This is a genomic window from Holophagales bacterium (assembly GCA_016719485.1).
Taxonomy (GTDB): Bacteria; Acidobacteriota; Thermoanaerobaculia; order UBA5066; family UBA5066; genus UBA5066.
Genome location: JADJZB010000008.1, coordinates 97,914 through 121,584, shown reverse-complemented (window position 1 = coordinate 121,584; position 23,671 = coordinate 97,914). Strand labels below are relative to the sequence as shown.

The 23,671-nt window shown below is 71.7% G+C and carries 21 protein-coding genes; 13 read left to right on the top strand and 8 right to left on the bottom strand.

What is annotated here, in order from left to right:
• Positions 1 to 52: 52 nt before the first annotated feature.
• The gene (locus IPN03_06935; protein MBK9373461.1) at positions 53 to 1,243 is read right to left on the bottom strand and encodes a phosphoglycerate kinase; all 1,191 of its coding nucleotides are present in this window, start codon (positions 1,241 to 1,243) and stop codon (positions 53 to 55) included.
• A gap of 121 nt (positions 1,244 to 1,364) precedes the next feature.
• On the opposite strand from IPN03_06935, the gene mtnA reads away from it, so the two are divergent.
• The 8 genes from mtnA (at position 1,365) to IPN03_06895 (ending at position 8,734) form a co-directional block, all read left to right on the top strand.
• Positions 1,365 to 2,423 (top strand): S-methyl-5-thioribose-1-phosphate isomerase, encoded by a 1,059-nt coding sequence (gene mtnA / locus IPN03_06930; protein ID MBK9373460.1) that lies wholly within the window; start codon positions 1,365 to 1,367, stop codon positions 2,421 to 2,423.
• Positions 2,420 to 3,526 carry a tRNA (adenosine(37)-N6)-threonylcarbamoyltransferase complex transferase subunit TsaD gene (gene tsaD, locus IPN03_06925; GenBank protein ID MBK9373459.1) on the top strand — a complete coding sequence of 369 codons (1,107 nt, stop codon included), beginning with the start codon at positions 2,420 to 2,422 and terminating at the stop codon, positions 3,524 to 3,526. The genes mtnA and tsaD overlap by 4 nt, the downstream gene beginning before the upstream one ends.
• A 105-nt stretch (positions 3,527 to 3,631) precedes the next feature.
• The gene (gene lepA, locus IPN03_06920) at positions 3,632 to 5,431 is read left to right on the top strand and encodes an elongation factor 4 (GenBank protein MBK9373458.1); all 1,800 of its coding nucleotides are present in this window, start codon (positions 3,632 to 3,634) and stop codon (positions 5,429 to 5,431) included.
• A 13-nt stretch (positions 5,432 to 5,444) separates the two neighbouring features.
• The gene (gene lepB / locus IPN03_06915; GenBank protein MBK9373457.1) at positions 5,445 to 6,176 is read left to right on the top strand and encodes a signal peptidase I; all 732 of its coding nucleotides are present in this window, start codon (positions 5,445 to 5,447) and stop codon (positions 6,174 to 6,176) included.
• Between the two features lie 33 nt (positions 6,177 to 6,209).
• Positions 6,210 to 6,572 (top strand): hypothetical protein, encoded by a 363-nt coding sequence (locus IPN03_06910; protein MBK9373456.1) that lies wholly within the window; start codon positions 6,210 to 6,212, stop codon positions 6,570 to 6,572.
• 57 nt (positions 6,573 to 6,629) lie between these two features.
• Positions 6,630 to 7,046: an RNA-binding S4 domain-containing protein gene (locus IPN03_06905; GenBank protein ID MBK9373455.1), complete on the top strand. Its 417-nt coding sequence runs from the start codon at positions 6,630 to 6,632 to the stop codon at positions 7,044 to 7,046.
• A 100-nt stretch (positions 7,047 to 7,146) separates the two neighbouring features.
• Positions 7,147 to 8,352, top strand: a complete 1,206-nt coding sequence (locus tag IPN03_06900; GenBank protein MBK9373454.1) for an ArsA family ATPase — start codon at positions 7,147 to 7,149, stop codon at positions 8,350 to 8,352.
• Positions 8,345 to 8,734 carry a hypothetical protein gene (locus IPN03_06895; GenBank protein ID MBK9373453.1) on the top strand — a complete coding sequence of 130 codons (390 nt, stop codon included), beginning with the start codon at positions 8,345 to 8,347 and terminating at the stop codon, positions 8,732 to 8,734. Before IPN03_06900 ends, IPN03_06895 begins: the two co-directional genes overlap by 8 nt.
• Here the strand turns inward: IPN03_06895 and pyrF are convergent.
• From pyrF to IPN03_06880, 3 genes are read right to left on the bottom strand one after another with little or no spacing between them, the layout of a single operon-like run.
• The gene (gene pyrF / locus IPN03_06890; GenBank protein ID MBK9373452.1) at positions 8,731 to 9,462 is read right to left on the bottom strand and encodes an orotidine-5'-phosphate decarboxylase; all 732 of its coding nucleotides are present in this window, start codon (positions 9,460 to 9,462) and stop codon (positions 8,731 to 8,733) included. The genes IPN03_06895 and pyrF overlap by 4 nt on opposite strands.
• Positions 9,455 to 10,399, bottom strand: coding sequence for a dihydroorotate dehydrogenase (locus IPN03_06885; protein MBK9373451.1), 945 nt, complete (start codon positions 10,397 to 10,399; stop codon positions 9,455 to 9,457). The genes pyrF and IPN03_06885 overlap by 8 nt, the downstream gene beginning before the upstream one ends.
• A 13-nt stretch (positions 10,400 to 10,412) precedes the next feature.
• On the bottom strand, positions 10,413 to 11,219 hold the full coding sequence (locus IPN03_06880; GenBank protein ID MBK9373450.1) for a dihydroorotate dehydrogenase electron transfer subunit: 807 nt from the start codon (positions 11,217 to 11,219) through the stop codon (positions 10,413 to 10,415).
• Between the two features lie 32 nt (positions 11,220 to 11,251).
• Between IPN03_06880 and IPN03_06875 the strand changes: the two genes are divergently transcribed.
• Together IPN03_06875 and IPN03_06870 are read left to right on the top strand one after the other, a co-directional pair.
• Positions 11,252 to 12,943, top strand: a complete 1,692-nt coding sequence (locus IPN03_06875; protein MBK9373449.1) for an alkaline phosphatase family protein — start codon at positions 11,252 to 11,254, stop codon at positions 12,941 to 12,943.
• A complete protein-coding gene (locus IPN03_06870) occupies positions 12,940 to 14,778 on the top strand; it encodes a hypothetical protein (protein MBK9373448.1) in 1,839 nt (612 codons plus the stop codon). Before IPN03_06875 ends, IPN03_06870 begins: the two co-directional genes overlap by 4 nt.
• A 7-nt stretch (positions 14,779 to 14,785) precedes the next feature.
• Here IPN03_06870 and IPN03_06865 read toward each other — a convergent pair whose 3' ends face one another.
• From IPN03_06865 to IPN03_06850, 4 genes are all read right to left on the bottom strand, one after another.
• Positions 14,786 to 15,724 carry an alpha/beta hydrolase gene (locus IPN03_06865; GenBank protein MBK9373447.1) on the bottom strand — a complete coding sequence of 313 codons (939 nt, stop codon included), beginning with the start codon at positions 15,722 to 15,724 and terminating at the stop codon, positions 14,786 to 14,788.
• 1 nt (position 15,725) lies between these two features.
• Positions 15,726 to 17,867 (bottom strand): dehydrogenase E1 component subunit alpha/beta, encoded by a 2,142-nt coding sequence (locus IPN03_06860; GenBank protein MBK9373446.1) that lies wholly within the window; start codon positions 17,865 to 17,867, stop codon positions 15,726 to 15,728.
• A 93-nt stretch (positions 17,868 to 17,960) separates the two neighbouring features.
• A complete protein-coding gene (locus IPN03_06855) occupies positions 17,961 to 19,403 on the bottom strand; it encodes a sigma-54-dependent Fis family transcriptional regulator (GenBank protein ID MBK9373445.1) in 1,443 nt (480 codons plus the stop codon).
• Positions 19,404 to 19,473: 70 nt separating this feature from the next.
• Positions 19,474 to 20,466, bottom strand: a complete 993-nt coding sequence (locus IPN03_06850; GenBank protein MBK9373444.1) for a fatty acid desaturase — start codon at positions 20,464 to 20,466, stop codon at positions 19,474 to 19,476.
• An 83-nt stretch (positions 20,467 to 20,549) separates the two neighbouring features.
• On the opposite strand from IPN03_06850, the gene IPN03_06845 reads away from it, so the two are divergent.
• The 3 genes from IPN03_06845 to IPN03_06835 all read left to right on the top strand — a co-directional run bounded on the left by IPN03_06845 (position 20,550) and on the right by IPN03_06835 (position 23,670).
• Positions 20,550 to 21,215 carry a hypothetical protein gene (locus IPN03_06845; GenBank protein ID MBK9373443.1) on the top strand — a complete coding sequence of 222 codons (666 nt, stop codon included), beginning with the start codon at positions 20,550 to 20,552 and terminating at the stop codon, positions 21,213 to 21,215.
• Between the two features lie 3 nt (positions 21,216 to 21,218).
• Positions 21,219 to 21,932 carry a PspA/IM30 family protein gene (locus tag IPN03_06840; GenBank protein ID MBK9373442.1) on the top strand — a complete coding sequence of 238 codons (714 nt, stop codon included), beginning with the start codon at positions 21,219 to 21,221 and terminating at the stop codon, positions 21,930 to 21,932.
• Between the two features lie 103 nt (positions 21,933 to 22,035).
• Entirely contained in the window at positions 22,036 to 23,670 is a 1,635-nt protein-coding gene (locus IPN03_06835) for an OmpA family protein (protein MBK9373441.1), read from the top strand.
• Position 23,671 lies beyond the last annotated feature (1 nt).

Genomic DNA, 23,671 nt, shown 5'->3' with positions numbered 1-23,671 from the left:
CGAGGGGCCGGCGAGTGCCGGCCCGGGCGGTTGCGAGCGGCGGGGAGAACGCCTAGAGGAGGACCTCGACGCCCGGCAGCTTCTTGCCGCTGATGAGGTCGAGGGAGGCGCCCCCGCCGGTGGAGACGTGGGAGATCTTCGGGCCGAGCCCGGCCTCGTTGATCGCCTCGACGCTCTCGCCGCCGCCGACGACGGTGAAGGCGCCGGAATCGGCCATGAGCTGCGCGACCCCGCGCGTCCCGGCGTCGAACGGCTTCGTCTCGAAGACGCCCATCGGGCCGTTCCAGAAGATCGTCTTCGCTCCCTTCGTCATCCGGGCGAACATCTCGAGCGTCTTCGGTCCGATGTCGAAGGCCGCCTGGTCGGCCGGGATCTCGTTCATGGCGACGACGCGGGCCTTCGCGGCGTCCGCCAGAGAAGGGGCGACGAGGAAGTCGGACGGGAGGACGAGGTTCACGCCCCGCTCCTTGCACCGGTCCATCACCTTCCGGGCGATCGGAACGCCTTCGGGTTCCAGCAGCGACTTGCCGATGCCGAGCCCGAGGGCGACGACGAAGTGGTTCGCCATGCCGCCGCCGACGAGGAGCGTGTCCGCCCGCTCCACGAGCGCCTCCAGCGCTGCGATCTTGCCGAGGATCTTGGCGCCGCCGAGGATCCCGACGAAGGGGCGGTCGATCGCATCGACGACCTTGTCGAGCGCCGTCAGCTCCTTCTCCATCAGGAGGCCGACGCCGCGGGCGTCGGGGGCGAAGTGGACCGCCATCCCGGCCGTCGAGGCGTGCGCGCGGTGCGCCGTGCCGAAAGCGTCGTTCACGTAGACCTCGGCGAGCGCGGCGAGGCTCCTGGCGAAGGCGGGGTCGTTCGCCTCCTCGCCGGCGTGGAAGCGGGTGTTCTCGAGGAGGAGGACGCCGCCGTCGGCGAGCGACTTCGCCGCCGTCTCCGCGATCTCTCCGACGCAGTCCGCGGCGAAGGCGACGGGCGCGCCGAGGAGCTCTTCGAGCTTCCTGGCAACGGGGGCGAGCGAGTACTTCGGGTCGGGCGACCCCTTCGCCTTCCCGAGATGCGACGCGAGGACGAGGCGCGCCCCCTTCTCGCGGGCGAGCCGAATCGTCGGGAGGGCCTCCGTGATCCGCGTGTCGTCCTTCACGACGCCGTCCTTGATCGGGACGTTGAAGTCGACGCGGAGGAAGACGCGGCGGCCGGAGAGCGTCAGATCGCGGATGCTGCGGGGAAGAACGGCCATCGGAAGACTCCTCGGGTCCGTCGCATGAGAATCGAACCGGGACGGACCGGCACCTCGTGGCGAGGATCGATTCTATAGTCGGGGAGTGAAGAACTCTCCGCTCGGGACCCGGGTCGTCCCCATCTCCGCCGGGCCCGGCCGCCTCCGCCTCCTGGACCAGCGCCGCCTCCCCCGCGAGGAGTCGTGGATCGACTGCCGCTCGGCCGACGACGCCGCCGGGGCGATCCGGAGCCTCGCCGTACGGGGGGCACCCCTCATCGGCGTGGCGGCGGCCTGGGGCCTGGCGCTCGAGGTGCGCCGGCTCGCGCGCAGCGCCGGGTTCGAGGCCGCGTGGGAGGAGGCCGCCGAGCGCCTCGCCGCGGCCCGGCCGACGGCGGTGAACCTGGCGGCCGCCGTCGGCCGGATGCGGATGGCCTTCCGGGCCTCTGCAGGAGCCCCCCCCGCAGCCCGCGTCGCACTCCTCGAAGCCGAGGCGGAACGCTTCGAGGCCGAGGACCGCGCCGCCTGCGAGGCGATGGCCCGGCACGGCGCCGACTGGCTCGCGCAGCGCCTCGGTGGAGAGCCGGGCGCACCCCTGACGCTTCTCACCCATTGCAATGCCGGCGCTCTCGCCACGACGGGCGTCGGGACGGCGCTCGGCGTCGTCCGGGCCCTTGCCGCCGAGCGGCCCGTGGCCGTCTTCGCCGACGAGACCCGCCCCTTCTGGCAGGGGGCGCGGCTCACGGCCTGGGAGCTGGCGCAGGACGGAATCGCCGTCACGATCCTGCCCGACGTCGCGGCCGCGTCGATGATCGCTTCCGGGCGCATCTCGGCCGCGATCGTCGGCGCCGACCGGATCGCCGCGAACGGGGACGTCGCGAACAAGGTCGGGACCTACGGCGTCGCCCTCGCCTGCCGCGCGCACGGCGTCCCGTTCGTCGTCGTCGCGCCCCGGACGACGCTGGACCCCGGATGTCCGTCGGGCGCGAAGATCCCGATCGAATGGCGGGACGGGACCGAGGTCCTCCTCCTCGATCCCACCGGAGACAGCCCGTTCTCGGTCGCCCCGGCGGGCGTACCGGCCCTCTACCCCGCCTTCGACGTCACCCCGGCGTCTCTCGTCGACGCCATCGTGACGGAAGCCGGGGTGTCCGTACCGCCGCACGCCGAGGAGCTCGCCCGCCTCCTGGCCCTGCCGTGAGCCTCGTCCTCGGCCTCGAGACCTCCTGCGACGAGACCTCCGTCGCTCTCCTCGGGGAGGACGGGGCGATCGCCGCGTCCGTCGTCTCCTCCCAGATCGACATGCACCACCGCTACGGCGGCGTCGTTCCGGAGATCGCGGCCCGGGCCCACCTGACGAACCTCCCGCTGCTCCTGGACGAGGCGTTCGAACGGGCCGGCGCCCGGCTCGAGGACGTCGGCCTCGTCGTCGCGACGGCCGGCCCCGGCCTCGTCGGCGCACTCCTCGTCGGGCTCGCCGAGGGGAGGGGAATCGCGCTCGGTCTCGGCGTCCCGTTCGTCCCGGGCCACCACATCGAAGGGCACGCGCTCTCCCCGTTCCTGGACCGCGGAGGGGCCCCGGCGAGGGCGATCCCGTCCCGCTTCGCGGCGCTCGTCGTCTCGGGAGGGCACTCCCACGTCTTCTCGTTCGCCCCCGAGGGAATCTCCCTTCTCGCCCGGACGCGGGACGACGCCGCGGGCGAGGCCTACGACAAGGTGGCGAAGATGGCGGGGCTCGGCTACCCCGGCGGGCCCGTGGTCGACCGGCTCGCGAGGACCGGCCGGGTCGTCGAGCCGTTCGCCGTGCCGCGGTTCAAGGGGGGCTCCGTCGACCTCTCCTTCTCGGGCCTGAAGACGGCCGTTCGGGACCGCCTCGCCGCGCTCGGCTACGCCCCGAACACGGGCGTCGCCCTCAGGGGCCCGGCCCTCGCCGAGGAGGACGCACCGCCGGCCCTCCGGGACCTCCTCGCCGCATTCCAGGAGGTCGTCGTCGCCCAGCTCGAGGACCGCCTCGACCGCCTCCTCGCGGCGGCGCCCTTCGCGCTCCTGACCGTGTCCGGTGGCGTCGCGGCGAACGAGCTCCTGCGCGAGCGGCTCGCCGCCTGGGGTCCGCGGCGCGGCGTCGAGGTCCTCCTCGCCCCGCGCGCCCTCACCGGAGACAACGCCGCGATGGTCGCCTTCGCCGGTCTCCTGCGTCACCGGGCGGGCGTGCCGCACGAGGGGTCTTCCGGTCCCGCACGCTCGCGCTGGCCGCTGGAGAGCCTGCCGTGGGCGCTCCCCGGGGCGCCGCGCCCGATCGACTAGGCTCGCCGCCCGGCCCCCCCCCCCCCCCCCCCCCCCCCCCGGGGGGGCCCCCCCCCCCCCGGGCCTCTAGAATCAAGGGTTCGGGCGCCCCTGCCCGCAAACGCCATGCCCGACCCCTCCCGCATCCGCAACTTCTCGATCGTCGCCCACATCGACCATGGGAAGACGACCCTCTCCGACCGGATCCTCGAGATCACCGGCGCGCTGACCGCGCGGGAAATGCGCGAGCAGGTCCTCGACGACAACCCGATCGAGAAGGAGCGCGGCATCACGATCAAGGCCCGCGCGGTCTCGCTCAACTACAAGAGCGAGGACGGGCAGGCCTGGGTCCTCAACCTGATCGACACGCCCGGCCACGTCGACTTCACCTACGAGGTCTCCCGGTCGCTGGCGGCGTGCGAGGGGGCGGTCCTCGTCGTCGACGCGACGCAGGGAGTCGAGGCGCAGACCCTCGCAAACGCCTACCTCGCGATCCACGGCAACCTGACGATCATCCCCTGCATCAACAAGGTCGACCTCCCGAGCGCGGTCCCCGAGATGGCCCGCGAGCAGATCGAGGAGGTCATCGGGATCCCGGCGCAGCACGCCGTCCTCACGTCCGGAAAGGCCGGCACCGGCGTCCGCGAGCTCCTCGAGCAGATCGTCCACGACATCCCGGCACCGGAGGGCAGCCCCGAGGGGCCGCTGCGCGCGCTCCTCTTCGACTCCTGGTTCGACGTCTACCGCGGCGTCACCTGCCTCGTGCGCGTCAAGGACGGGGCGATCCGGGCGGGGATGAAGGTGAAGATGCTCGGTATGGACCTCGTCTCGGAGGTCCAGGAGGTCGGCATCTTCACGCCGAAACAGCAGGTCGTCCCCGAGCTGACGGTCGGCATGGTCGGCTACGTCATCGCCGGCATCAAGGACCTCCACTCCACGAAGATCGGCGACACGATGACGGAGTCCGAGCGCCCCGCGACGCAGGCGCTCCCCGGCTTCCTCGACGTCAAGCCGATGGTCTTCGCGTCGGTCTTCCCGACCGAGTCGGACGACTACGAGGACCTGCGCGACGCGATGGAGAAGCTCCGGCTGAACGACGCCTCCTTCACGTTCGAGCCGGAGTCGTCGACCGCCCTGGGCTTCGGCTTCCGCTGCGGCTACCTCGGGCTCCTCCACCTCGAGATCATCCAGGAGCGGCTGGAGCGCGAGTTCGACCTGTCGCTCATCACGACCGCCCCGTCGGTCCCCTACCGGATCACGACGACACGCGGCGAGGTCGTCGAGATCTCGAACCCCGTGAAGCTCCCCGAGACGCAGCTCATCGAGGTGATCGAGGAGCCGCGGATCCTGGCGACGATCATCACGAAGGACGAGTACCTCGGGGGAATCCTCGCGCTCTGCGAGGAGCGCCGCGGCCGGCAGGTCTCGCTCGAGTACGCCGGCACGCAGCGCGCCGTCCTGAAGTACGACCTCCCGCTGAACGAGGTCATCCTCGACTTCTACGACAAGCTCAAGTCGGTCTCCCGAGGCTACGCCTCGTTCGACTACCACCTGACCGGCTACGCCGCGGCCGACCTCGTGAAGCTCGACGTCCTCATCAACGGGGAGCCCGTCGACGCGCTCGCCTTCATCGTCCACCGCGACAAGTCGGCGCCCAAGGCGCGCTCCCTCGTCGAGAAGATGAAGGAGATGATCCCTCCCCAGATGTTCGAGGTGATCATCCAGGCGGCGATCGGGGCGAAGATCCTGGCCCGGTCGACGGTGAGGGCGCTGCGCAAGAACGTCCTGGCCAAGTGCTACGGCGGCGACATCACCCGCAAGCGCAAGCTCCTCGAGAAGCAGAAGGAAGGGAAGAAGCGGATGAAGAAGGTCGGGCGCGTCGACCTCCCGCAGGAGGCCTTCCTGGCGGTCCTGAAGGTCGACTGAGGAGCCGCAGGACGTGACTCCCGAAGACGGCGTCGGCGGGTTGCGTCCGGCAGTCCGGCGGTCGCGCGGCCTCGTCCTGCTCCGCGAGTACGTCGAGGCGGTCCTCGTCGCGGTCATCTTCGCGCTCTTCGTCAAGGCGTTCCTCTTCGAGGCGTACCAGATCCCCAGCGGCTCGATGGAGCAGAACCTCCTCGTCGGCGACCACGTCGTCGTCGACAAGCTCGTCTGGGCGCCCCGCGGGCTGCCCTGGGGGCCGATCCTGCCGCGCCGGGAGATCCTCCGCGGCGACGTCGTCGTGTTCCGTGGTCCCGAGGACCCGGACCGCGATTTCGTCAAGAGAGCGGTCGCCTTCGGCGGGGAGTCGGTCGAGATCCGTGCCAAGCGGCTCCGGGTGAACGGGGTCGAGAGGGACGAGCCCTACGTCGTCCACCGGGACCCGGCGCTCCTGACCGGCCGCGTCGTCCCTGCGTCCCTTCGGGGGCGCGACGAGCTGGCCCCCCGGACCCTCCCCGCCGGAACGTTCTTCGCTCTCGGCGACAACCGGGACGAATCGAGGGATTCCCGGTCCTGGGGGCCCGTTTCGCGGCACCTCGTCAAGGGACGGGCGCTCCTGGTCTACTGGTCGGTGCGGCCCCCGCCGGAGCCGTTCGCCGGCCGGGGAGCCGCCGTACGCCGGGTGCTCGACGGCGCGATACACTTTTTCTCGAGGACCCGCTGGGAGCGGACGATGCACGTCGTCCGGTAGACCCGACGGGGTGAAGGAAACAGGAGGCAGAACATGTCCGTCCGGAACCGGGTTCGCGGCGAAGGGGCTTTCGGCACGATCGTCGGGATCGCCGTCGTCATTCTCGTGGGAATCGCGCTCTTCAAGATCGTCCCGCTGCACATCGCCGGGAACACGGTTCTCGACGTGATGAGCGAGCAGGCGAACTTTGCCGGCGTGAAGCAGCCCGACAAGATCCAGTACGAGATCTTCGTCACCGCGCAGGAGGCGGGGACGCCACTCCTTCTCCAGGACATCAAGATCCGCCGGCACGGGAACGACGTCATCGTCGAGGCGAAGTACATCCAGAAGGTCTCGGTCCTCGGCTACCAGTACACCTACGCGTTCGACAAGACCGTCCAGAAGCCCGTCTTCTGAAATGGCGCCGGGGCGGGGAAGCCTCCTCTCTCCCCTTCTCCGAGGGGTCTTCTGAGGATGGCGCGCGAGAAGAAGCGCGAGGAGGAGGCGGACGCCGGGGGCGTCCGCCTCGATGTGTTTCTCGACGTCGCCTGCATCTACCCGACGCGCTCGCAGGCCAAGGAGGCGTGCGAGGGAGGCAAGGTCGACCTGAACGGCTCGGCGGCAAAGCCCCACCGGACGGTGAAGCCGGGCGACACGCTCCAGGTCACCGTTCCGGGCCGGCGGCGGACCCTCGTCATCAAGGCGGTCGCGGAGCACCACGTCCCGAAGGCCCAGGCCCGGACGCTCTACGAGGAGACGACGCCCGAGCTGACACCCGATCAGGCCGAGGCCCGCCGGCTGGAGCGCCTCCTGGCGCCGAAGCGGGACGCCAGCGCCGGAAAGCTCTCGCGGCGGGAGCGGGAAGACCGGGGCCGCCTGCGCGGCTACTGAGACGTACAGGCGCTGGGCGCCCCCGAGGCGGGGAGGTCGCGTTCCGCGTCCTTCCCCCGGGGTCCGCGTTGGCGCACGCTAAGATGGCGCTCTTCCACTGATGCGAATCCTCCTCTACACGGGCAAGGGCGGGGTCGGCAAGACGACCGTCGCCGCCGCCACGGGCCTGACCCTGGCGGCCCGCGGCCTGAGGACGCTCGTCATGTCGGTCGACGCGGCCCACTCCCTCGCCGACGCCTTCGACCTCGACGGACGCCTCGCCGACAAGCGGCGCGGAGTCCCGGTCGCGGTCGCGGAGAACCTCTGGATCCAGGAGGTCGACGTCACCGAGGAGATCGGCCGGCACTGGCAGGACATTTCCGGCTACATCGCGACGCTCCTCGCCGTCACCGGCGTGGAGGAGGTCCTCGCGGAGGAGCTCGCCATCTTCCCGGGGATGGAGGAGGTCTCGGCCCTCCTCTACGTCAACCGCTACGCCCGCGAGCAGGCGTACGACGTCCTGATCCTCGACTGCGCGCCGACCGGGGAGTCGCTCCGGTTCGTCTCCCTCCCTCCGACGCTCGACTGGTACATGAAGAAGCTCTTCCGGATCGAGCGGTCGATCCTGAAGGTCGCCCGTCCGGTGGCCGAGAAGATGACGGGCGTTCCCCTCCCGCCGGAGCGCTACTTCGACAACGTCCAGGCCCTCGCCGAGAAGCTGGACGGCGTCGACGCCCTGCTGAAAGACCCGAAGACGACGACCGTCCGGCTCGTGACGAACGCCGAGAAGATCGTCATGCGAGAGACGCAGCGCGCCTTCATGTACTTCGGCCTCTACGGCTTCACGGTCGACGCCGTGATCGTGAACCGTCTTCTCCCGGAGGGGCTCGAGGACCACTTCTTCGACAAGTGGCGCAGGACGCAGGCGCAGTTCCTCTCGGAAGCGAAGCGCTACTTCGACCCGGTTCCGATCTGGACCGTCCCGCTGAAGGACGACCAGGTCGTCGGGCTGGCGGACCTCGCCAGGCTCGGCGGCGATCTGTTCGCCGCGATCGACCCGGCCGCCTCCTTCCGGACGACGGCCCCGTACAAGTACCAGAAGAAGGCCGGCCACTACCTGCTCACGCTCGAGCTCCCCTTCGTCGAGCGCGAGGACGTCGAGCTGGCCGTCGCCTCGGGTGACCTGATCGTCACCCTCGGGAACTTCCGGCACCACATCCCGATTCCGCGGACGCTTTCGGGCCACGTCCCGACGAAGGCCAAGGTCGAGGCGGGGCGCCTGACGGTCCGCTTCGAGCCGGCCAGAGAGGAGGCCGGGCGTGGCTGAGCGCCGGAAGAAGCGGGGCTCCAAGGCCGGGGACGGCCTCGAGAACGACTTCGGCCCCGGGTTCGATCCGACCCCCGAAGCGCCGAAGGGTGCCACCGGCGCACGGCCGGCGAGCAAGACCGCGGACTTCGCGGCGGGATTCGCAGGGATCCCGTGCGGGAAGGACGGCTGCATCCTGAAGCCCGTCGGAGACCTCGTGACCCGCTTCGCGTTCGAGCTGGCGCGGCGGGGGCACGCGGACTCGGCCTCCCGGGCGACGACCTCGGGAATCGAGCTCCTGCGCGCCCTGCGCGACTTCCTCGACGAGGAGATCGCCTTCGCCGAGCGCGCCGCCGAGAAGCAGCGCGGTTCGGCCCGCTACACGAAGATCCCGGTCGACTAGCTTCGGCCGGCGAGACCGATGGCGATCTCGCGCGCGATCTCGCGCGCGGCGGCCGCGGGGTCGGCCGCGCCCGTGATCGGGCGCCCGATCACGAGGAGGTCGGCCCCTGCCGTCGCAGCGGAGCCGGGCGTCGCGATCCGCTTCTGGTCGGCGGCGGCGCTCCCCGCGGGCCGGATGCCGGGCACGACGAGGAGGAACTCCGGACCGCACGCGGCGCGGATGGCGGCGATCTCCTCGGGGGAACAGACGACACCGTCGAGCCCCGATTCCTTCGCCAGGACCGCGAGCCGCAGAGCCACCGTCCCCGGGGATCCCTCGAAGCCGACCTCGGCGAGGGCCGCGGCGTCGAGCGACGTCAGGACCGTCACGGCGATCACCTTCGGGGCGGTCCGGCCGGCCGCCGAAGCGGCTTCGCGAGCCCTCTCTCCCGCGACGCGCATCATCTCGCGTCCCCCGCCGGCGTGGACGTTCAGGATCGAGGCTCCCGTCCGCGCGGCCGCGGCCGCGGCGCCGCCGACCGTGTTCGGGATGTCGTGGAGCTTCAGGTCGAGGAAGACCGGCGCGATCGCGGCCACCTCGGCCACGAGGGAGGGGCCGTGGGCGCAGAACGCCTCGAGGCCGATCTTGAGAACGCCCGACTCCGGTGCGACCAGGCGCGCCAGCTCCAGGATCCGGCCCCTCTCGGAGGCGTCGAGGGCCACGGCGATCCGCTGCCGGCCGTCAGGCATAGGCCTTCTCCGGCCGCGGCCGCGTCTTGAGGGTCCCGCTCAGGTCGGCCACGCGCGACACGCCGTGCCGCTCGCACCAGAGCTCGAGGTCGCGGACGAGGCGGCCGCAGACGCCCGGATCGCGGAAGTTGGCCGTGCCGACCTGGACGGCGTTCGCGCCGGCGATCAGGAACTCGAGGACGTGCTCGACCGTCTCGATGCCCCCGATCCCGAAGATCGGGACGTTCGGCAGCGCCCTGCGGACCTCCCAGACCATCCGGAGGGCGACGGGACGGATGGCGGGCCCGGAGAGACCACCCGTCGTGAAGCCGATCTTCGGCTCGCGCGTCTCGACGTCGATCGAGAGGCCGACGAGCGTGTTGATGAGGGAGAGGACGTCGGCCCCGCCGTCGACGGCCGCCTTCGCCGCCGTGACGACGTCGGTCACGTTCGGCGAGAGCTTCACGACGAGGGGCAGGCGCGTCGCGGAGCGGACGGCGGCGACGAGCGCGTGAAGCGCCGCGGGGTCGTTGCCGAAGACCATCCCTCCCTTCACGACGTTCGGGCAGGAGACGTTCAGCTCGACGGCCGCCACGCGCGGGTCGTCACCGATCCGCTCGACGACGGCGCGGTACTCGGCCTCCGTGTCGCCCCAGACGTTCGCGATCACGGTGGCGCCCTTCTCGACGAGCTTCGGGAGCTTGCCGTCGAGGAACTCTTCGATGCCGACGTTCTGGAGGCCGATGGCATTCAGCATTCCCGCGTCGGTCTCGCAGATGCGCGGCGGCGGGTTCCCGAGGCAGGGGCGCAGCGACAGCCCCTTGACGGAGATCGCGCCGAGCGCGCCGAGGTCGACGAACTCGGCGAACTCGAGCCCGTACCCGAAGGTTCCGGACGCCGTGGCGATCGGATTCCTCAGCAGGAGGCGGCCGAGGTGGACGGAGAGGTCGACGCTCATCGCGCGGCCCTCCTCACACGCGGCCCCAGTCGATGGCCGTCGGGGGGAGACAGGGCCCCTCCGTGCAGATCGTGTGGAATCGCCCGTCGCGGCCCGGCAGGACGCAGCCGAGGCAGACCCCGAAACCGCAGGCCATCTCCGACTCGAGCGCGAAGGAGCCCTCGACGCCGGCCGACTCCAGCATCGCCGCCAGCGTCCGGAACATCGGCAGGGGGCCGCAGGCGTAGACCCGGCGGTAGGTCGTTCCCGCCTCGAGGGCCGAGCCGAGGATGTCCGTGACGCGCCCCTTCTTGCCGAGAGAGCCGTCGTCGGTGGCGTAGCGGCAGCGGTGGGCGCCGAGGAAGCGCTCGAAGTCGGGACGCTTGAGCACCTCGCTCTCGTTCCGCCCGCCGTAGAAGAGATCGGCGGGGATCCCGCGCTCGGCGAGCCGCCGGGAGAGGAGGACGAGCGGCGCCAGGCCGATTCCTCCCGCCACGAGGGCCACGCGGTCGGACTGCTTCAGGTCGTCGATCGGAAACGGCACTCCGAGCGGCCCGAGGACCGGGATCGGCGTCCCTTCGGCGAAGCGTCCGAGAGCCTCCGTGCCCACCCCGACGGCCCTCACGACGAGCTCGAAGCCGGGGACGCCCGCCACCGTCGTCACGTCGGCGACGGAGAAGGCGCGGCGCAGGTAGGGCCTCAGGCCGTCGCCGGCCTGCACCATGACGAACTGCCCCGGCTTCGCGGCCGCGGCGATCGACCCGGCCTGCAGAAACACGGAGAAATGGGCCGCGTCGTAGCGGACGGTGCGGAGGATGCGGAGGGCTTCGTTGACCACCATGCTGAAGACGGCGAGACTCGCGGACGCGGATTATGAGCGAGGCCCTCCGCCGCAGCCACCCCGCGCTCCTCGGCGCGATCGCGGGCGTCGCCTTCGGGAACGTCCTTCTCGCTCTGAACCCGCAGCTGCTGGCCCCGGTCCCGGTGCTGAGGCTCCTCGCCGGCTGCGGCCTCGCCGGCGCGCTCGTCCTCGTCCCGTTCGGCTTCTTCGTGAAGGAGCCGGGGTCTCCCTCTCCCGGGTTCTGGGGAGCGTCGGCGCTCCTCCTCCTCCTCCTCGCCGCCTTCGCAGAGGAGCAGCGGCGGATCCACTACCTCTTCCTCGGTAACGACACCCGCAGGATCCTCGTCGGCGTCTCGATCGCCGGGGCCGTTTCGGCGCTCGCCCTTCTCTTCGCCGCGCGGGCCCGTCCGCGGGGGCGCACGGCGACCGCGCTCCTCCTCTGTCCGGTCGCGCTCCTGTCGGCCGTGCCGTTCCTCGGGCGCCGCAGTCCGGAGCGAGGGCCCCTCGCGTCCCCGCAGGTGATCCCGAGGACCGCGACGCGAAGCCTCCTCGTCGTCGGCCTCGAGGGTGTCTCCTGGGAGCTGCTCTCCCGCGCCGTCTCCGAAGGAACGCTCCCCGTCTTCGCGCGCCTGCTCGAAGAGGGCGCAGGCGGGCCGCTCGGCACCCTCGTCCCGCACGACCGGGCGGCCCTCTGGACGACGGCGGCGACGGGGAAGTTCCCCAGGAAGCACGGCGTCGTCTCCGGGAATCCGGTCCGGACGCCCGTCGGGGTCCTCCGACTCCGCCCGCGCCTGCCCGGTCTCGCGGGACCGTTCCCCCTCCCCTTCGCCCGGCCCCTGCCCCTGCCCGGGAGCACGCCCGGGCGGCGAAGCCTGGCGTTCTGGGAAGTCCTCGCCCAGCGCCGGCACGAGGCTGCCGTCCTCGGCTGGCCTGCGTCCGGGCCGCCCCGGGAGGGGCTGGTCCTCTGGGCGACGGAGGAGTTCTTCGGCGGTGGCGCGCCGGAAAGCTCCGCCCTGCCCGCGGCGCCGGCGGCCCGTGCACGGCTCCTCCTGCTGGACGCGGGGAACCTCGACAGGTCCCTCGCGCGCGCCCTCGAGCCGGCAGGCCTGCCCGAAGAAGAGCGGCGCCGGGCCGGCGCGGGCGACGGAGCGGCGCGCGATCTCGGCATCGTCGGCGCGACCCTGGCCGCGGTCCCGACCGGCCCGGGAAGCGTTTCGGCCCTCGTCCTGTCGGGGCTCGCCGGTCCGGCGCGGGTCTGGGGCCCGTCCGCGGACCCGCGGCGGTACTTCGGTCCCCTGCGGCGCGACGCCGACCTGGCGGAAAAGGCGCTCCTCGCCTACTACCGCTTCCTCGACGACACCCTCGGCGACCTCCTCGAGCGGGAAGGACGCGACCGGACCCTGTGCGTCTTCTCCCCCTCCGGCTTCGGCCCCGCACCACCCCTCTCCGCACTCGTCGACCTCCTGGGCGGGAGCGCGCCGGCCGCATCCCCGGACGCGGGGGACGACGGATTCCTCGTCTTCTGGGGTTCCGGCATCCGTGCGAACGTGAGACTCACCTCTGCCGATATCGTCGACCTCGCGCCGACCCTCCTCGTCCTGGCGGGAGAGCCGATCGCGCGCGACATGGACGGACGCGTCCTGGCGGAGGCGTTCGACGAGCGCTTCACCCAGGGGACGAGCATTCCCGTCGTGACGACGTTCGAGCCCGGAGGGCCCCAGTGACGGAGCCGGTGCGGCGGGCGGCGCTCGGTGCGACGCTCCTGGCGCTGCTGGCCCTCGGGTTCGCGCTCCGGCTCTTCCGCTGGAGCGATGCCCCGCCCGGGCCCTGGATCGACGAGGCGCTCGCGCTCCGCGCCGCACGGGGCGCTGCGGCGAGCGGGGCGACCCTCGCCGGGACTTCGCCGCTCCAGCCTCCGGATGCCGGGTTCGTGAACTTCTGGATTACGAATGCGGCCCTCCGAGCCATCTCGGCCATCGATCGGGCTGCGGGGGGGGGCATCGCCTCGGTCCGTGCGATTTCGATCGGGCCCGCCCTGCTCCTTCTGCTCGGGGCGGTCGCGATCGCCGCTCAGGCCTCCGCGGGCCGTGCGTTCCCGTTCCTCTCTGCGGCCCTCCTTCTCTCGACCTCGTCCTGGCTGCTCTCGACGGGGCGATGGGGATGGCTCGCGGTCGCGACCTCGGCGCTCGTCGTCCTCGCAGCGGCGGCCGCCCTCCGGGCCGCGCGCCGTGACTCCCGGGGCTGGGCCGTCGTCGCAGGCACCCTTCTCGGCGTCTCGGCCTGGGGTTACCCCGCGGCCTGGGCGCTCCTGCCCCTGCCGCTCCTCGTCCTGGCCGACGCCTGGCGCCGCGGCGGCGTCGGGGGAACGGATCGGCGGCCTCTCCGTGTCGCCGTCGCCGGATGCGCCGCCTGGGCTCTCGCGACGGCGCCGCTGGCGGTCCACTACGCGAGCCATCCGGAGCGCGCTCTCGCCCGGACGCGCGAGCTTTCCGCCTCGCGGGACGGCTCGTCCCATGTCTCCGCGCTTTCCCGGAACGCCGTCTCCTACGCGAAGCTGTTCACGATCGGGGGCGATCCGAACGAAAGGCACGGCGATCCGAAGCGCCCGGTCCTCCCCGCCGCCGTCACCGGCCTCGCGCTCTTCGGGGCCGTCGACGGGCTGCGCCGCCGGAAACCTGCCCGCTTTCTCGCGGTGATCGCCGGGCTCCTTCTCGTCGCGAGCCTCCTGGCCGTCGAGGATGCCGCGAACGCGTTCCGGACCTCACTCGCCGCCCCCTTCCTCGTCGTCCTGGCCGCCCTCGGCGCAGAACGCGTCGTCGAGCTCCCGGCCCCCGCCCGAAGGCCGTTCGCCACGACCGCGCTCGCCCTCGTCCTCGTCGCCTCCGCCCTCCTCGACGCCGCCGGCTTCCTTCGGTGGCTCTCCTCGCCCCGCCTCTACGGCGCCTTCGGCGGTCCCGAGAGGGACCTCGCCGACGCGGTGAGGGCCGAGATCTCGTCCGGCGGTCCGGCCGACGTCCTCCTCGCTCCCGCGGCGGCCCGGAATGCTTTCGTCGTCGACGCGCTTCTCCAGGAACCGCGGAGCGCGGCGCCCGCGATCCGGCAGGGGACGGGACTCGCCGAGCTTCGTTTCGTCCCTTCGCGGGACGTTCTTTTCGCGGACGCGGCGACGCCGGAACGCTCGTCGACGCCCCGCGTCCTCGGGGCGGTCGCGATCGCCTCGGGAGGCGTTCTCCCGGGCCAGCCGGGCTGGACCCTCTGGCGAGTCCCGGCCGGGCGCGCCGCCCAGAGTGCGCGCAGCTACCTCGAGGGCTTCCCGCGGATACCCGCGTCCGCAGAGGGGAGCTTCCCCGTCCCGGAGGAAGGTCTCTACACGTTCTCGAGCCGCGGCGGCGTGGACGTGCAGCTCGACGGAGGAGTCGTCTTCGGGGCGTCCCGCCCGGCAGGCGCCCTGACGGCGCGCCTGGAGGCGGGACGACACGCGCTGACGGTCCGCGTCCGCGCGCCGGGCGCGGTGCTGCGCGTCACGGGCCCCGACGGGTTCGTCCTCCCGACGCCCTGAGCCCCCTCTACTCCGGCCGGCGCTCCTCGAGCGCGCGGCGGAGCGTCTCGTGAAAGAGACGCGGAGCCTCGAGGGGGACGTCGTGCCCGGTCCCGCGGACGACGAAGAGCCTTCCCTTCGGCACCAGCGCGAACGCCTCCCGGGCGTCGGAGAGGAGGCAGACCGCGTCCCGGGCTCCGTGGATGAAGACGGTCCCGGGCGGGAAGAGAGACTCGCGACCGAGGAGGCCGTCCTTCTCCTCGAGGGCCGCCACGGTCGCAGCGACGTTCTCCTGGCGGTAGGTGCGGCCGAGGGCGTCGACGAGGAACCCCCAGGCCGGGACCGGCTTGCGCAGGAAGAGGAGATCGTAGAGACGCCGGGCTCCCGCGCGGTCCCCGGGCGTCAGGCTTTGCCGCAGCGCGCGCTCCGCGTCCGGATCGAGCTTCGTGAAACCGGCCGAGTCGACGAGGACGAGACGCCTGACCCGGTGCGGCTCGGCGAGGGCGAACGCCCCGGCGGTCCAGCCGCCGAGGGAGTGGCCGACCAGGTCGACCTTCCGGAATCGCAGGGCGTCGAGAAGCGCCGACACGGCGGCGACGCGGCCCGGGATTCCCCAGCCGCTCCCGGGCGCGGGGGGGGCGCTCTTCCCCGAGCCGGGGGCGTCCGGGACGATGACCGTCCGCCCCGAGCGCGCCAGGTCGATCGCCGTGTTCACCCAGTAGTGCGAGGCGGCGCCGAGGCCGTGGAGGAGGACGACCGGCACCTCGGCCGACCGCGGACCCAGCTCCCAGGCGTGCAGGCGCGCGCCGCCGGGGCCGGGAACGAGCGTCGAGAGCGCCCCGGCCGACCGGAAGCGCAGGGCCGCGGCGGAGGCGACGAGGCCGATCGGGTCGGCGAAGAAGGAGCCGGCGGCGAAGAAGGCGGCGAAGAGCGCGGCCAGGGCCAGGGCCGGGAGCGCCCGCCTCACGTCAGTATGCGAGGAGGTCCCGCAGGGCCTGCTCGATGTCCGCGCTCTGCGGGAGCGTGGCGTCCTCCAGCTGCGGCGCATAGCCGCAGAAGACGTCCTTCGCGCCCACGCGCCGCACCGGCGCGTCGAGCCGCTCGAAGAGCTCGTCGGCCGCCCGCGCGGCCACCTCGGCCCCGAAGCCGTGGGTCTGCCAGTCCTCGTGGACGACGAGGAGGCGGCTCGTCCGCTTCACGCTCTCGGCGATCGCACCGAAGTCGTAGGGGGCGAGGGAGCGCAGGTCGATCACCTCGACCTCCTTCCCCGAGTCCTCGGCGATCTTCCGCGCCGCCACGACGCTCCGGAAGACGGTGGCTCCGTAGGTGACGAGCGTCGCGTCGCGGCCCGGCCGCACGGTCTTCGCCTTCCCGAACGGGACCATGTAGTCCGGCCCCGGGTTCGCGCCCTTGTTGTGCGTCTGGCGGTAGAGGTGCTTGTGCTCGAGGAAGAGGACCGGGTCGTCGCACCGGATGGCGGTGCGCAGGAGACCGTTGGCGTCGAGGGCGTTCGAGGGGTAGACGACGCGCAACCCGGGAATGTGGGTGAACGCGACCTCGCCGGACTGCGAGTGGTACGGCCCGCCGCCGGTGAGGTAGCCGCCGATGGCGACGCGGACGACGACGGGGCACTTCCACGTGCCGCCCGAGCGCCAGCGCACCGTCGCGAGCTCGTCGCGCAGCTGCTGCATGGCGGGCCAGATGTAGTCGAAGAACTGGATCTCGACGACGGGCTTCAGGCCGCGCGCGGCCCAGCCGAGAGCCGTTCCGACGATCGTCGCCTCGGCGAGCGGCGCGTTGAAGACCCGGTCGCCGCCGAAGGCTTTCTGCAGGCCCGAGGTGACCTTGAAGACGCCGCCCTTTCCCTTGCACTCGGCGAGGACCTCCTCGCGGGTCGCGTCGGCCACGTCCTGGCCCCAGACGACGACGCGTCCGTCGCGCCGCATCTCGTCCTTCAGCGCGGCGTTGATCAGGTCGACCATCGTCGTCGGGTTCCCGGAGAAGGCGGGGGAGGCCTCCGTGTCGAAGGCCGCGGACGCCGGGTCGGCGTCGGGCGAGAAGACGTGCGAGAAGAGCTCGCCGGCATCGGGCTGCGGGCTCGCGAGCGCCGTGTCCGTGGCGGCGATCAGCTCCGCTTCGACCTCGGCCTTCAGGGCCTCGAGGCCGGCCGCGTCGAGGAGGCCGTGCTTCAGGAGGAGCGTCTCCATCCGCCCCAGCGGGTCGAGCTCGGCGTCCTTCTTCCGCTCCTCTTCCGTCCGGTAGAGCCGGTCGTCGTCGGAAAGGGAGTGCGAGTAGGGGCGGACGACGTGGGCGTGGACGAGGGCCGGCCCCTTCCGCTCGCGGCAGTAGGCGAAGGCCCACTTCAGCGCGTCGTAGGAGGCGAGGAAGTCGCAGCCGTCCGTCTCGGCGAGGAACAGCCCGGGGTAGCCGCGGACGACCTTCGAGATCGACCCGCCCGGCGTGTTCACCTCGACCGGGGTCGAGATGGCGAACTTGTTGTCCTCGACGAGGAAGAGGACCGGGAGCTTGCGGGTGGTGGCGGCGTTCAGCGCCTCCCAGAACTCACCCTCGGAGGTCGACCCCTCGCCGATCGTGACGACGGAGACCTCGTCCTTGCCGAAGCCCGACGTGGCGGCGAGGAATCCCCGCGATTCGGGCCGGGCGAGGAATCGCCCCGCCTCGGCGACGCCGACGCCTGGCAGGCACTCCGAGGCCGTGGGCGAGGAGGTCGTGAAGATGTTCAGCCGCCGCGAGCCCCAGTGGGAGGGCATCTGCCGCCCCGCCGAGGCCTCGCCCGCCTTCGCGCCGACGGCCGTGAGGAGCATCTCCAGAGGGGTGACGCCGAGGCCGAGACAGAGCGCACGGTCCCGGTAGTAGGGGAAGAGCCAGTCGACCCCCGGCTTCATCAGGAGGGCCGCGGCGACCTGGACCGCCTCGTGCCCCGCGCCGCTGATCTGGAAGAAGATCCGGTTCTGCCTCTTGAGCTGGATCTCCCGATCGTCGAGCCGACGGGCGGTGAGCGCAATCCGGTACGCCCGGACGAGATCGTCCGGCGACAGGCCGTGGAACGGCGTCTGGGGCGGGGTCGAGACTTCGGTCGCCATCGGCATCCTCGGGTCGGGAAGTGGGCGCGGGAGAGCCGCCCCGAACGGAAGGGGAGAGTAGCAGAGCGGCCCGGGGGCCCCGTCCGTCGCCCGGGACGGTCAGGAGGCGGCGGACAGGCCGAGCGCCCGGATACGCCGGTAGAGCGTCGAGCGCGCGACCTGGAGCCGGTCGGCCGCGGCGCGCACGCTCCCGTTCGAGAGGTCGAGCGCCTGCTGGATGGCGGCCCTCTCGTGGTCCTCCATCGTGACGAGCCGGTGAGAGGTGTCCAGGCCCGGAGCCGCCACGGGCGCAGCGGCGCCAGCAGGCACAGGGTCGTCGGATCGGGGCGGGTAGGGACGCGGCAGGTACCGCGGGACCCGGTCGGGGGAAAGGTCGGGGAAGTCGGCGGTCGTCAGGAACGGCCCGCGAGCCGAGACGACGGCGCGGAAGACGGCGTTCTGGAGCTCGCGCACGTTGCCCGGCCAGGCGTAGGCCTCGAGGGTGACGAGCGCTTCGGGCGTGACCCCCTCCACGGCGCGTCCCGTGCTCGCCCGGAAGATCCGGACGAAGTGGTGGACGAGGAGGGGGATGTCCTCCGTCCGCTCCCGGAGCGGGGGAAGGCGGAGCGGATAGACGACGACCCGGAAGTAGAGGTCCTCGCGGAAGCGCCCCTCCTGTACGGCGGCCGTCAGGTCGCGCTGCGTCGCCGAGATGAGCCGGGCGTTGTACGGAACGGTCTCGCTCCCGCCGACCCGCACGAGGGTCTTCTCCTGAAGGACGCGCAGGAGGCGGGCCTGCGTCGGGTGGGCCATCTCCCCGAGCTCGTCGAGGAAGAGCGTGCCGCCGTCCGCCTGCTCGAGCTTTCCCCTGTGACGGCCGGCGGCCCCGGTGAAGGCCCCCTTCTCGTGCCCGAAGAGCTCGCTCTCGATGAGCGTCTCCGGGATGGCCGCGCAGTTGATGTCGACGAAGGGCCCCTTCGCCCGGGGCCCGCTCTCGTGGAGCCACCGGGCGACGAGCTCCTTGCCCGTTCCCGTCTCCCCGAGGAGGCACACGGCGATGTCGGTCTCGACCACCCGCTCCATCTCCGCGAAGAGGGCCTTCATCGCCGGGCTCTCTCCGACGAGCGTCCGGCCGAAGGCCTCCTGCCGCACGCGTTTCCGCAGGTCCCGGTTCTCGGAGAGAAGGGCGCGGCGCTCCTCTGCGTGCTGGATGGCGGTGCGGAGCCGCTCGGGCGTCACCGGCTTGACGAGGAAGTCGTAGGCGCCCCCCTTCATCGCCCTCACGGCCGTCTCGACGTCCTCCATCGACGTCATGACGATGACCGGGACGAGGAGCCCGGCCTCCCGGGAGCGCTCGAGGAACTCGAGGCCGCTCTCGCCCTCGAGGAGGACGTCGAGCAGGAGAGCGACGGGCTCGGGGCCCTGCGAGAGCAGGGCGCCGGCCTCCTTCGTCGTGCGGGCCTCGAGGACGGACCAGCCGTCGAGCTCGAGCATCCGTCGGACCACCGTCCTGGCGAAGGGCTCATCGTCGACGACGAGAATCTGGCCGCGGTTTTCCGACATAAGGGAGTCGGGAAGTGTATTACGGAGAGCCCGCGAATGCGCTGCCCCAAGGGGCAGCCAGGGACGCGGGCTACCCCCTGGGCGCCCCGGAATGCGCGGGCCGGGTCTCGGCGCTCCAGTCGGTGTGGGGCGCCCGGTTCCTGACGAACCAGTCGAGCAGAAGCTCCCGGTACCGCCTCTCGCGCACCCCCTCGCGCTCGAAGAACGGGGTCAGCGCGGCGTTCAGCTCCCGGAGGCGGTAGAAGGGGACCGTGGGGAAGTAGTGGTGCTCGAGGTGGTAGCTCGACCAGAGGTAGACGACGTCCCAGAAGCGCGAGCGGGCCATCCGCGTACCCCACTTCGCCGGCTCGTGGGGGACGACGTCGTAGTGCTGGCCGAGCCGGTTCAGAGTGAAGGCGGGGGGGAAGACGAGAAAGACCGGGACGGCCCAGAGCCAGACGAGCCGCTCCCAGCCGCCCAGGAAGCCGATCGCGGCCGCCACGCCGAGGTGGAGGCCGGTGGCGGCCAGCCGCTCGAGGGCGATCGTCCGGCGCAGCGCCTCCGGGTAGGAGGCCGTCTCCCGCCGCGCCGCCCGGAAGTAGATGGGGAAGAGGGCGGGCGTGGCGTAGAGGAGCTTCAGCCAGCGCGCGTTCTTCTTCGGCGAGAGGTGGGCCCGCTTCGGGTCGTCGTCTGCCGAGCCGAGCTCGGCGTGGTGGTCGAGGTGCCAGCGGGTGAACTGCGTGGGCGAGATCCCCGACGGAAGGGCGTAGAGAAGGCCCAGGAGGCGGTGGGCGAGGGGGCGGTCGTTGCGAAACACCGCCCGGTGGACGACCTCGTGGAGGAGGATCGTCCCGTCGAAGACGCAGAACCCGAGGACCACCGCGGCCGGAATCCGGACCCAGAGGCTCTCCACGCTCCAGCCAGCGGCGAAGGCTCCCGCGAAGACGAGCGCCTGGCGGAAGACGACGGCGAAGTGGAGGACGGGGTCCTTCCCGTGCAGCCTTTTCAGGGTCTCGTGCGGCACCGCAGCGGAGAGCCGCTGCTTCAGGTCGCCGATCGAACGGTGGTAGTGCCCGGCCTTCATCCCGCTGCCGACTTTACGACGGCGCGCACCGGGAGCGATTCCCGGCCGGGCCGCTTGATAAGATCCCGAATTCGGAATCCTTTATGAGTGAAAAGAAAAACTGGGGCTCCACCGTCCTCGGCTGGTTCGTCGTGAAGGAAGGGGGGGAGGATTCCCTCGCCCCCGCGGATCCGGAAGCCCTCCCGTCGGAGGGGGATCCGGCCGCGCCCGCACCGCCCGGGCCGCCGTCCGTCGCCTTCGTCACGGAGCCCCCGCGGGCCGTGGGAGGGCAGGTCGACTTCGACGGCGTCCTCGACGCGGCGGGGGTCGATGCCTCCGAGCGGGACCTCTTCGCCAAGGCCCAGGCGCTCCTCGGCAGCCTCCCGCCGGGGACCGACCCGGCCGTGAGGAAGCAGATCGTCGAGGCCTCGCTCAAGGCGTTCGGGGTCCCGGTGGACAAGATCATCGAGGCGGGGGTCGAGTCGATCCAGGCGCTCGAGGCGTACCTCAGGAAGACGGCGTCCGACACGGCGTCCACGGCCCGCGAGGTCCAGGCCCTCGTCGCCGACTACGAGCAGAAGATCGCCGAGGTGCGGCAGATCCTCGACCGGAAACTGCAGGAGCAGGCGTCCGTACAGACGAGCTGTAACTCGAAGAAGCTGGAGGTCCAGAAGGTCCTCGAGTTCTTCGGGCAGGAGGAGGTGGCGCGGGTGGTCAAGGAATCTCCCCGGCTCATCGAGCCGGCGCCCGCGCCCGAGAGGAAGGACTGAAGAATGGCCAACGTCGGTTTCTTCGCGCGGATCGGCAACCTCTGGAAAGGGTTCCTCTCGATCTGGATCTCGGACGTCGAGAAGGAGCACCCGGAGATCGCCTACGAGAACGCCATCAACTCGATGGTGGAGAAGTACACGAAGCTCAAGACGGCGACCGCGTCCATCATCCGGCGCCGCGAGGACATCGACGAGCGCCTCAAGAAGGCGACGCGCGAGCTGGCCCAGACCGAGGCCGAGCTGAACGCGGCCGTCGAGACGGGGCAGGACGACCTCGCCGTCATCCTGATCCAGAAGAAGAACCAGCTCGAGGCCGACATCACCGAGATGCGGGCCGACATGGACACCGCTTCCAAGGACGCCGAGTCGGCAAAGACCTCGCTGCTGCAGGTGCAGGGCGAGATCAAGAAGCTCAAGGCCGAGCGCGACACGATGCTCGCCCGGATGCAGTCGGCGCAGGCCCGCCTCAAGATCCAGGAGCAGCTCGACGGCCTCTCGGTCGACGCCGAGGTGAAGGCGCTCGAGAACGTCCGCGACCACATCAAGACGACGGTCGCCGCCGCGAACCTCGGCAAGGAGCTCTCCGAGACCTCGCTCGACGGGCGCCTCGCGGCGCTGAAGACCCAGGCGGGAGACGTTCAGGCCAAGCAGCAGCTCGCGGAGCTGAAGGCGAAGAGGGCCGCCGCGCAGGCGGCGCAGGGACAGAAAACGATGTGATGCGTGCCGGCCCCGGAACCGGGGCCGGCCGCGTTTCCGACGGTGGGGGATCGGACGGACCGAACGCGGGCCGCCCGTCCTCCGCCCCGTCAGGGAGAAGGACATGAAGCTCACCCCGTTCGCGAAACTCTTCGTCACCGTCGTCGTTCTCGGCGTCCTCGGATACGCCTTCTGGCACTACAAGGGCGACACCGTCCGCAAGTGGGCCGGCGCCGAGAAGGGCGCCGCCGCCGACAGGAACGCGGGCGTCGACGCGGCCGACTTCGACGCCCTGAAGAACGCCCCGGCCGACGCCGAGCGCGGCAAGGGCTCCGAGGGCGTCACGGGCGCGGCGCTCGGCGGGGCCGGCAAGCTCGGCCGGCCGCTCGTCGTCGGCATCAACACCTGGGCGGGCCACGCGCCGGGCGTCGTCTTCAACGCCGGCATGGACCCCTCCCCGGCCTCGGGCTACACGAAGAAGTACGGCCTCGACGTGAAGTTCGTCCTCCTCGAGGACCCGGCGGCCAAGCTCGCCGCGTTCCGCAAGGGCGACATCGACATCATGTGGAACACGGTGGACAACTGGGCGCGCGAGGCGTCGATCCTGGCCGAGCAGAACGCGAAGGCGAAGTCGATCCTCCTGCAGGACTGGTCCCGCGGCGGAGACGGCATCGTCTCCCTCGCCTCGATCACCTCGATCGAAGGCCTCAAGGGCAGGAAAGTCGCCTGCACGCAGTTCACCCCGTCCCACTTCCTCCTCCTCTACCTCCTCTCGCAGTCGGGCCTGACCCCCGAGGACCGGGCCGCCGTCGAGAAGGCGATCGTCTTCACGCAGGACGCCCCCGCCGCCGCCGCCATGTTCAAGGCGCGGCAGGTCGACGCGGCCGTCACCTGGGAGCCGGACCTCTCCTCCGCCGTCGAGGCGCGCGGAGACGAGGCGCACGTCCTCGTCTCCACGGCCGCCGCCACGAACATCATCGCCGACACCCTCTGTGCCCGGCAGGACCTGATCGACGCATACCCCGAGACCGTCCGCGACTTCGTCCACGGCTGGTTCGACGGGATCGAGATGATGAAGGCCGACCCCGCCGCCTCGTACAACGTCGTCGGCAAGGCGCTGAAGCTCGACGAGGAGACCGTCTCGGGGATGCTCTCGGGCCTCAAGCTCACCCCGTACGCCGACAACGCCCAGTTCTACGGGCTGACCGGCGGCAAGGCGCACTACGACACCCTCTTCGACACGGCGTTCGTCATCTGGCGGAAGAAGGGGCTCGTCACCAAGCCGGTCAACGCGAAGGAGTGGGCCGATACCCGGTTCCTCGGCGCGCTGGCCTCCGCCTACCAGACGCAGAAGGTCGAGGAGCCGAAGGTCGCCGCCAAGGCCCCGTCGGCCTCGGACCGGGCGATCATCAACAAGCAGATCCAGATCCACTTCACGCCCAACAGCGACGAGATCATGGGCGGCTCGTACTTCGTCCTCGACGCCCTCGGCGAGACGATGACCTCGTTCGGGAACACCTACCTGCGCGTCGAGGGGAACACCGACGCCACCGGGAAGTCCTCGGCGAACATGCTCCTGTCGGAGCGGCGCGCCCTCGCGGTGAGGAACTACGTCCTGAAGAACTTCCCGAACATCGAGGCGAGCCGCTTCCAGACGATCGGGAAGGGCTCGGCGAACCCGGTCGCCGACAACACCACCGAGGCCGGCCGCCAGCTCAACCGCCGGACCGACATCAAGGTCGTCCTGGCGACGAACTGAG

Coding starts and splice junctions, on each gene's coding strand:
- IPN03_06935 (MBK9373461.1), bottom strand. CDS start 1,243: ATGGCCGTTCTTCCCCGCAGCATCCGCGATCTGACGCTCTCCGGCCGC.
- lepA (MBK9373458.1), top strand. CDS start 3,632: ATGCCCGACCCCTCCCGCATCCGCAACTTCTCGATCGTCGCCCACATC.
- IPN03_06910 (MBK9373456.1), top strand. CDS start 6,210: ATGTCCGTCCGGAACCGGGTTCGCGGCGAAGGGGCTTTCGGCACGATC.
- IPN03_06905 (MBK9373455.1), top strand. CDS start 6,630: ATGGCGCGCGAGAAGAAGCGCGAGGAGGAGGCGGACGCCGGGGGCGTC.
- IPN03_06900 (MBK9373454.1), top strand. CDS start 7,147: ATGCGAATCCTCCTCTACACGGGCAAGGGCGGGGTCGGCAAGACGACC.
- pyrF (MBK9373452.1), bottom strand. CDS start 9,462: ATGCCTGACGGCCGGCAGCGGATCGCCGTGGCCCTCGACGCCTCCGAG.
- IPN03_06885 (MBK9373451.1), bottom strand. CDS start 10,399: ATGAGCGTCGACCTCTCCGTCCACCTCGGCCGCCTCCTGCTGAGGAAT.
- IPN03_06880 (MBK9373450.1), bottom strand. CDS start 11,219: ATGGTGGTCAACGAAGCCCTCCGCATCCTCCGCACCGTCCGCTACGAC.
- IPN03_06875 (MBK9373449.1), top strand. CDS start 11,252: ATGAGCGAGGCCCTCCGCCGCAGCCACCCCGCGCTCCTCGGCGCGATC.
- IPN03_06860 (MBK9373446.1), bottom strand. CDS start 17,867: ATGCCGATGGCGACCGAAGTCTCGACCCCGCCCCAGACGCCGTTCCAC.
- IPN03_06855 (MBK9373445.1), bottom strand. CDS start 19,403: ATGTCGGAAAACCGCGGCCAGATTCTCGTCGTCGACGATGAGCCCTTC.
- IPN03_06850 (MBK9373444.1), bottom strand. CDS start 20,466: ATGAAGGCCGGGCACTACCACCGTTCGATCGGCGACCTGAAGCAGCGG.
- IPN03_06845 (MBK9373443.1), top strand. CDS start 20,550: ATGAGTGAAAAGAAAAACTGGGGCTCCACCGTCCTCGGCTGGTTCGTC.
- IPN03_06840 (MBK9373442.1), top strand. CDS start 21,219: ATGGCCAACGTCGGTTTCTTCGCGCGGATCGGCAACCTCTGGAAAGGG.
- IPN03_06835 (MBK9373441.1), top strand. CDS start 22,036: ATGAAGCTCACCCCGTTCGCGAAACTCTTCGTCACCGTCGTCGTTCTC.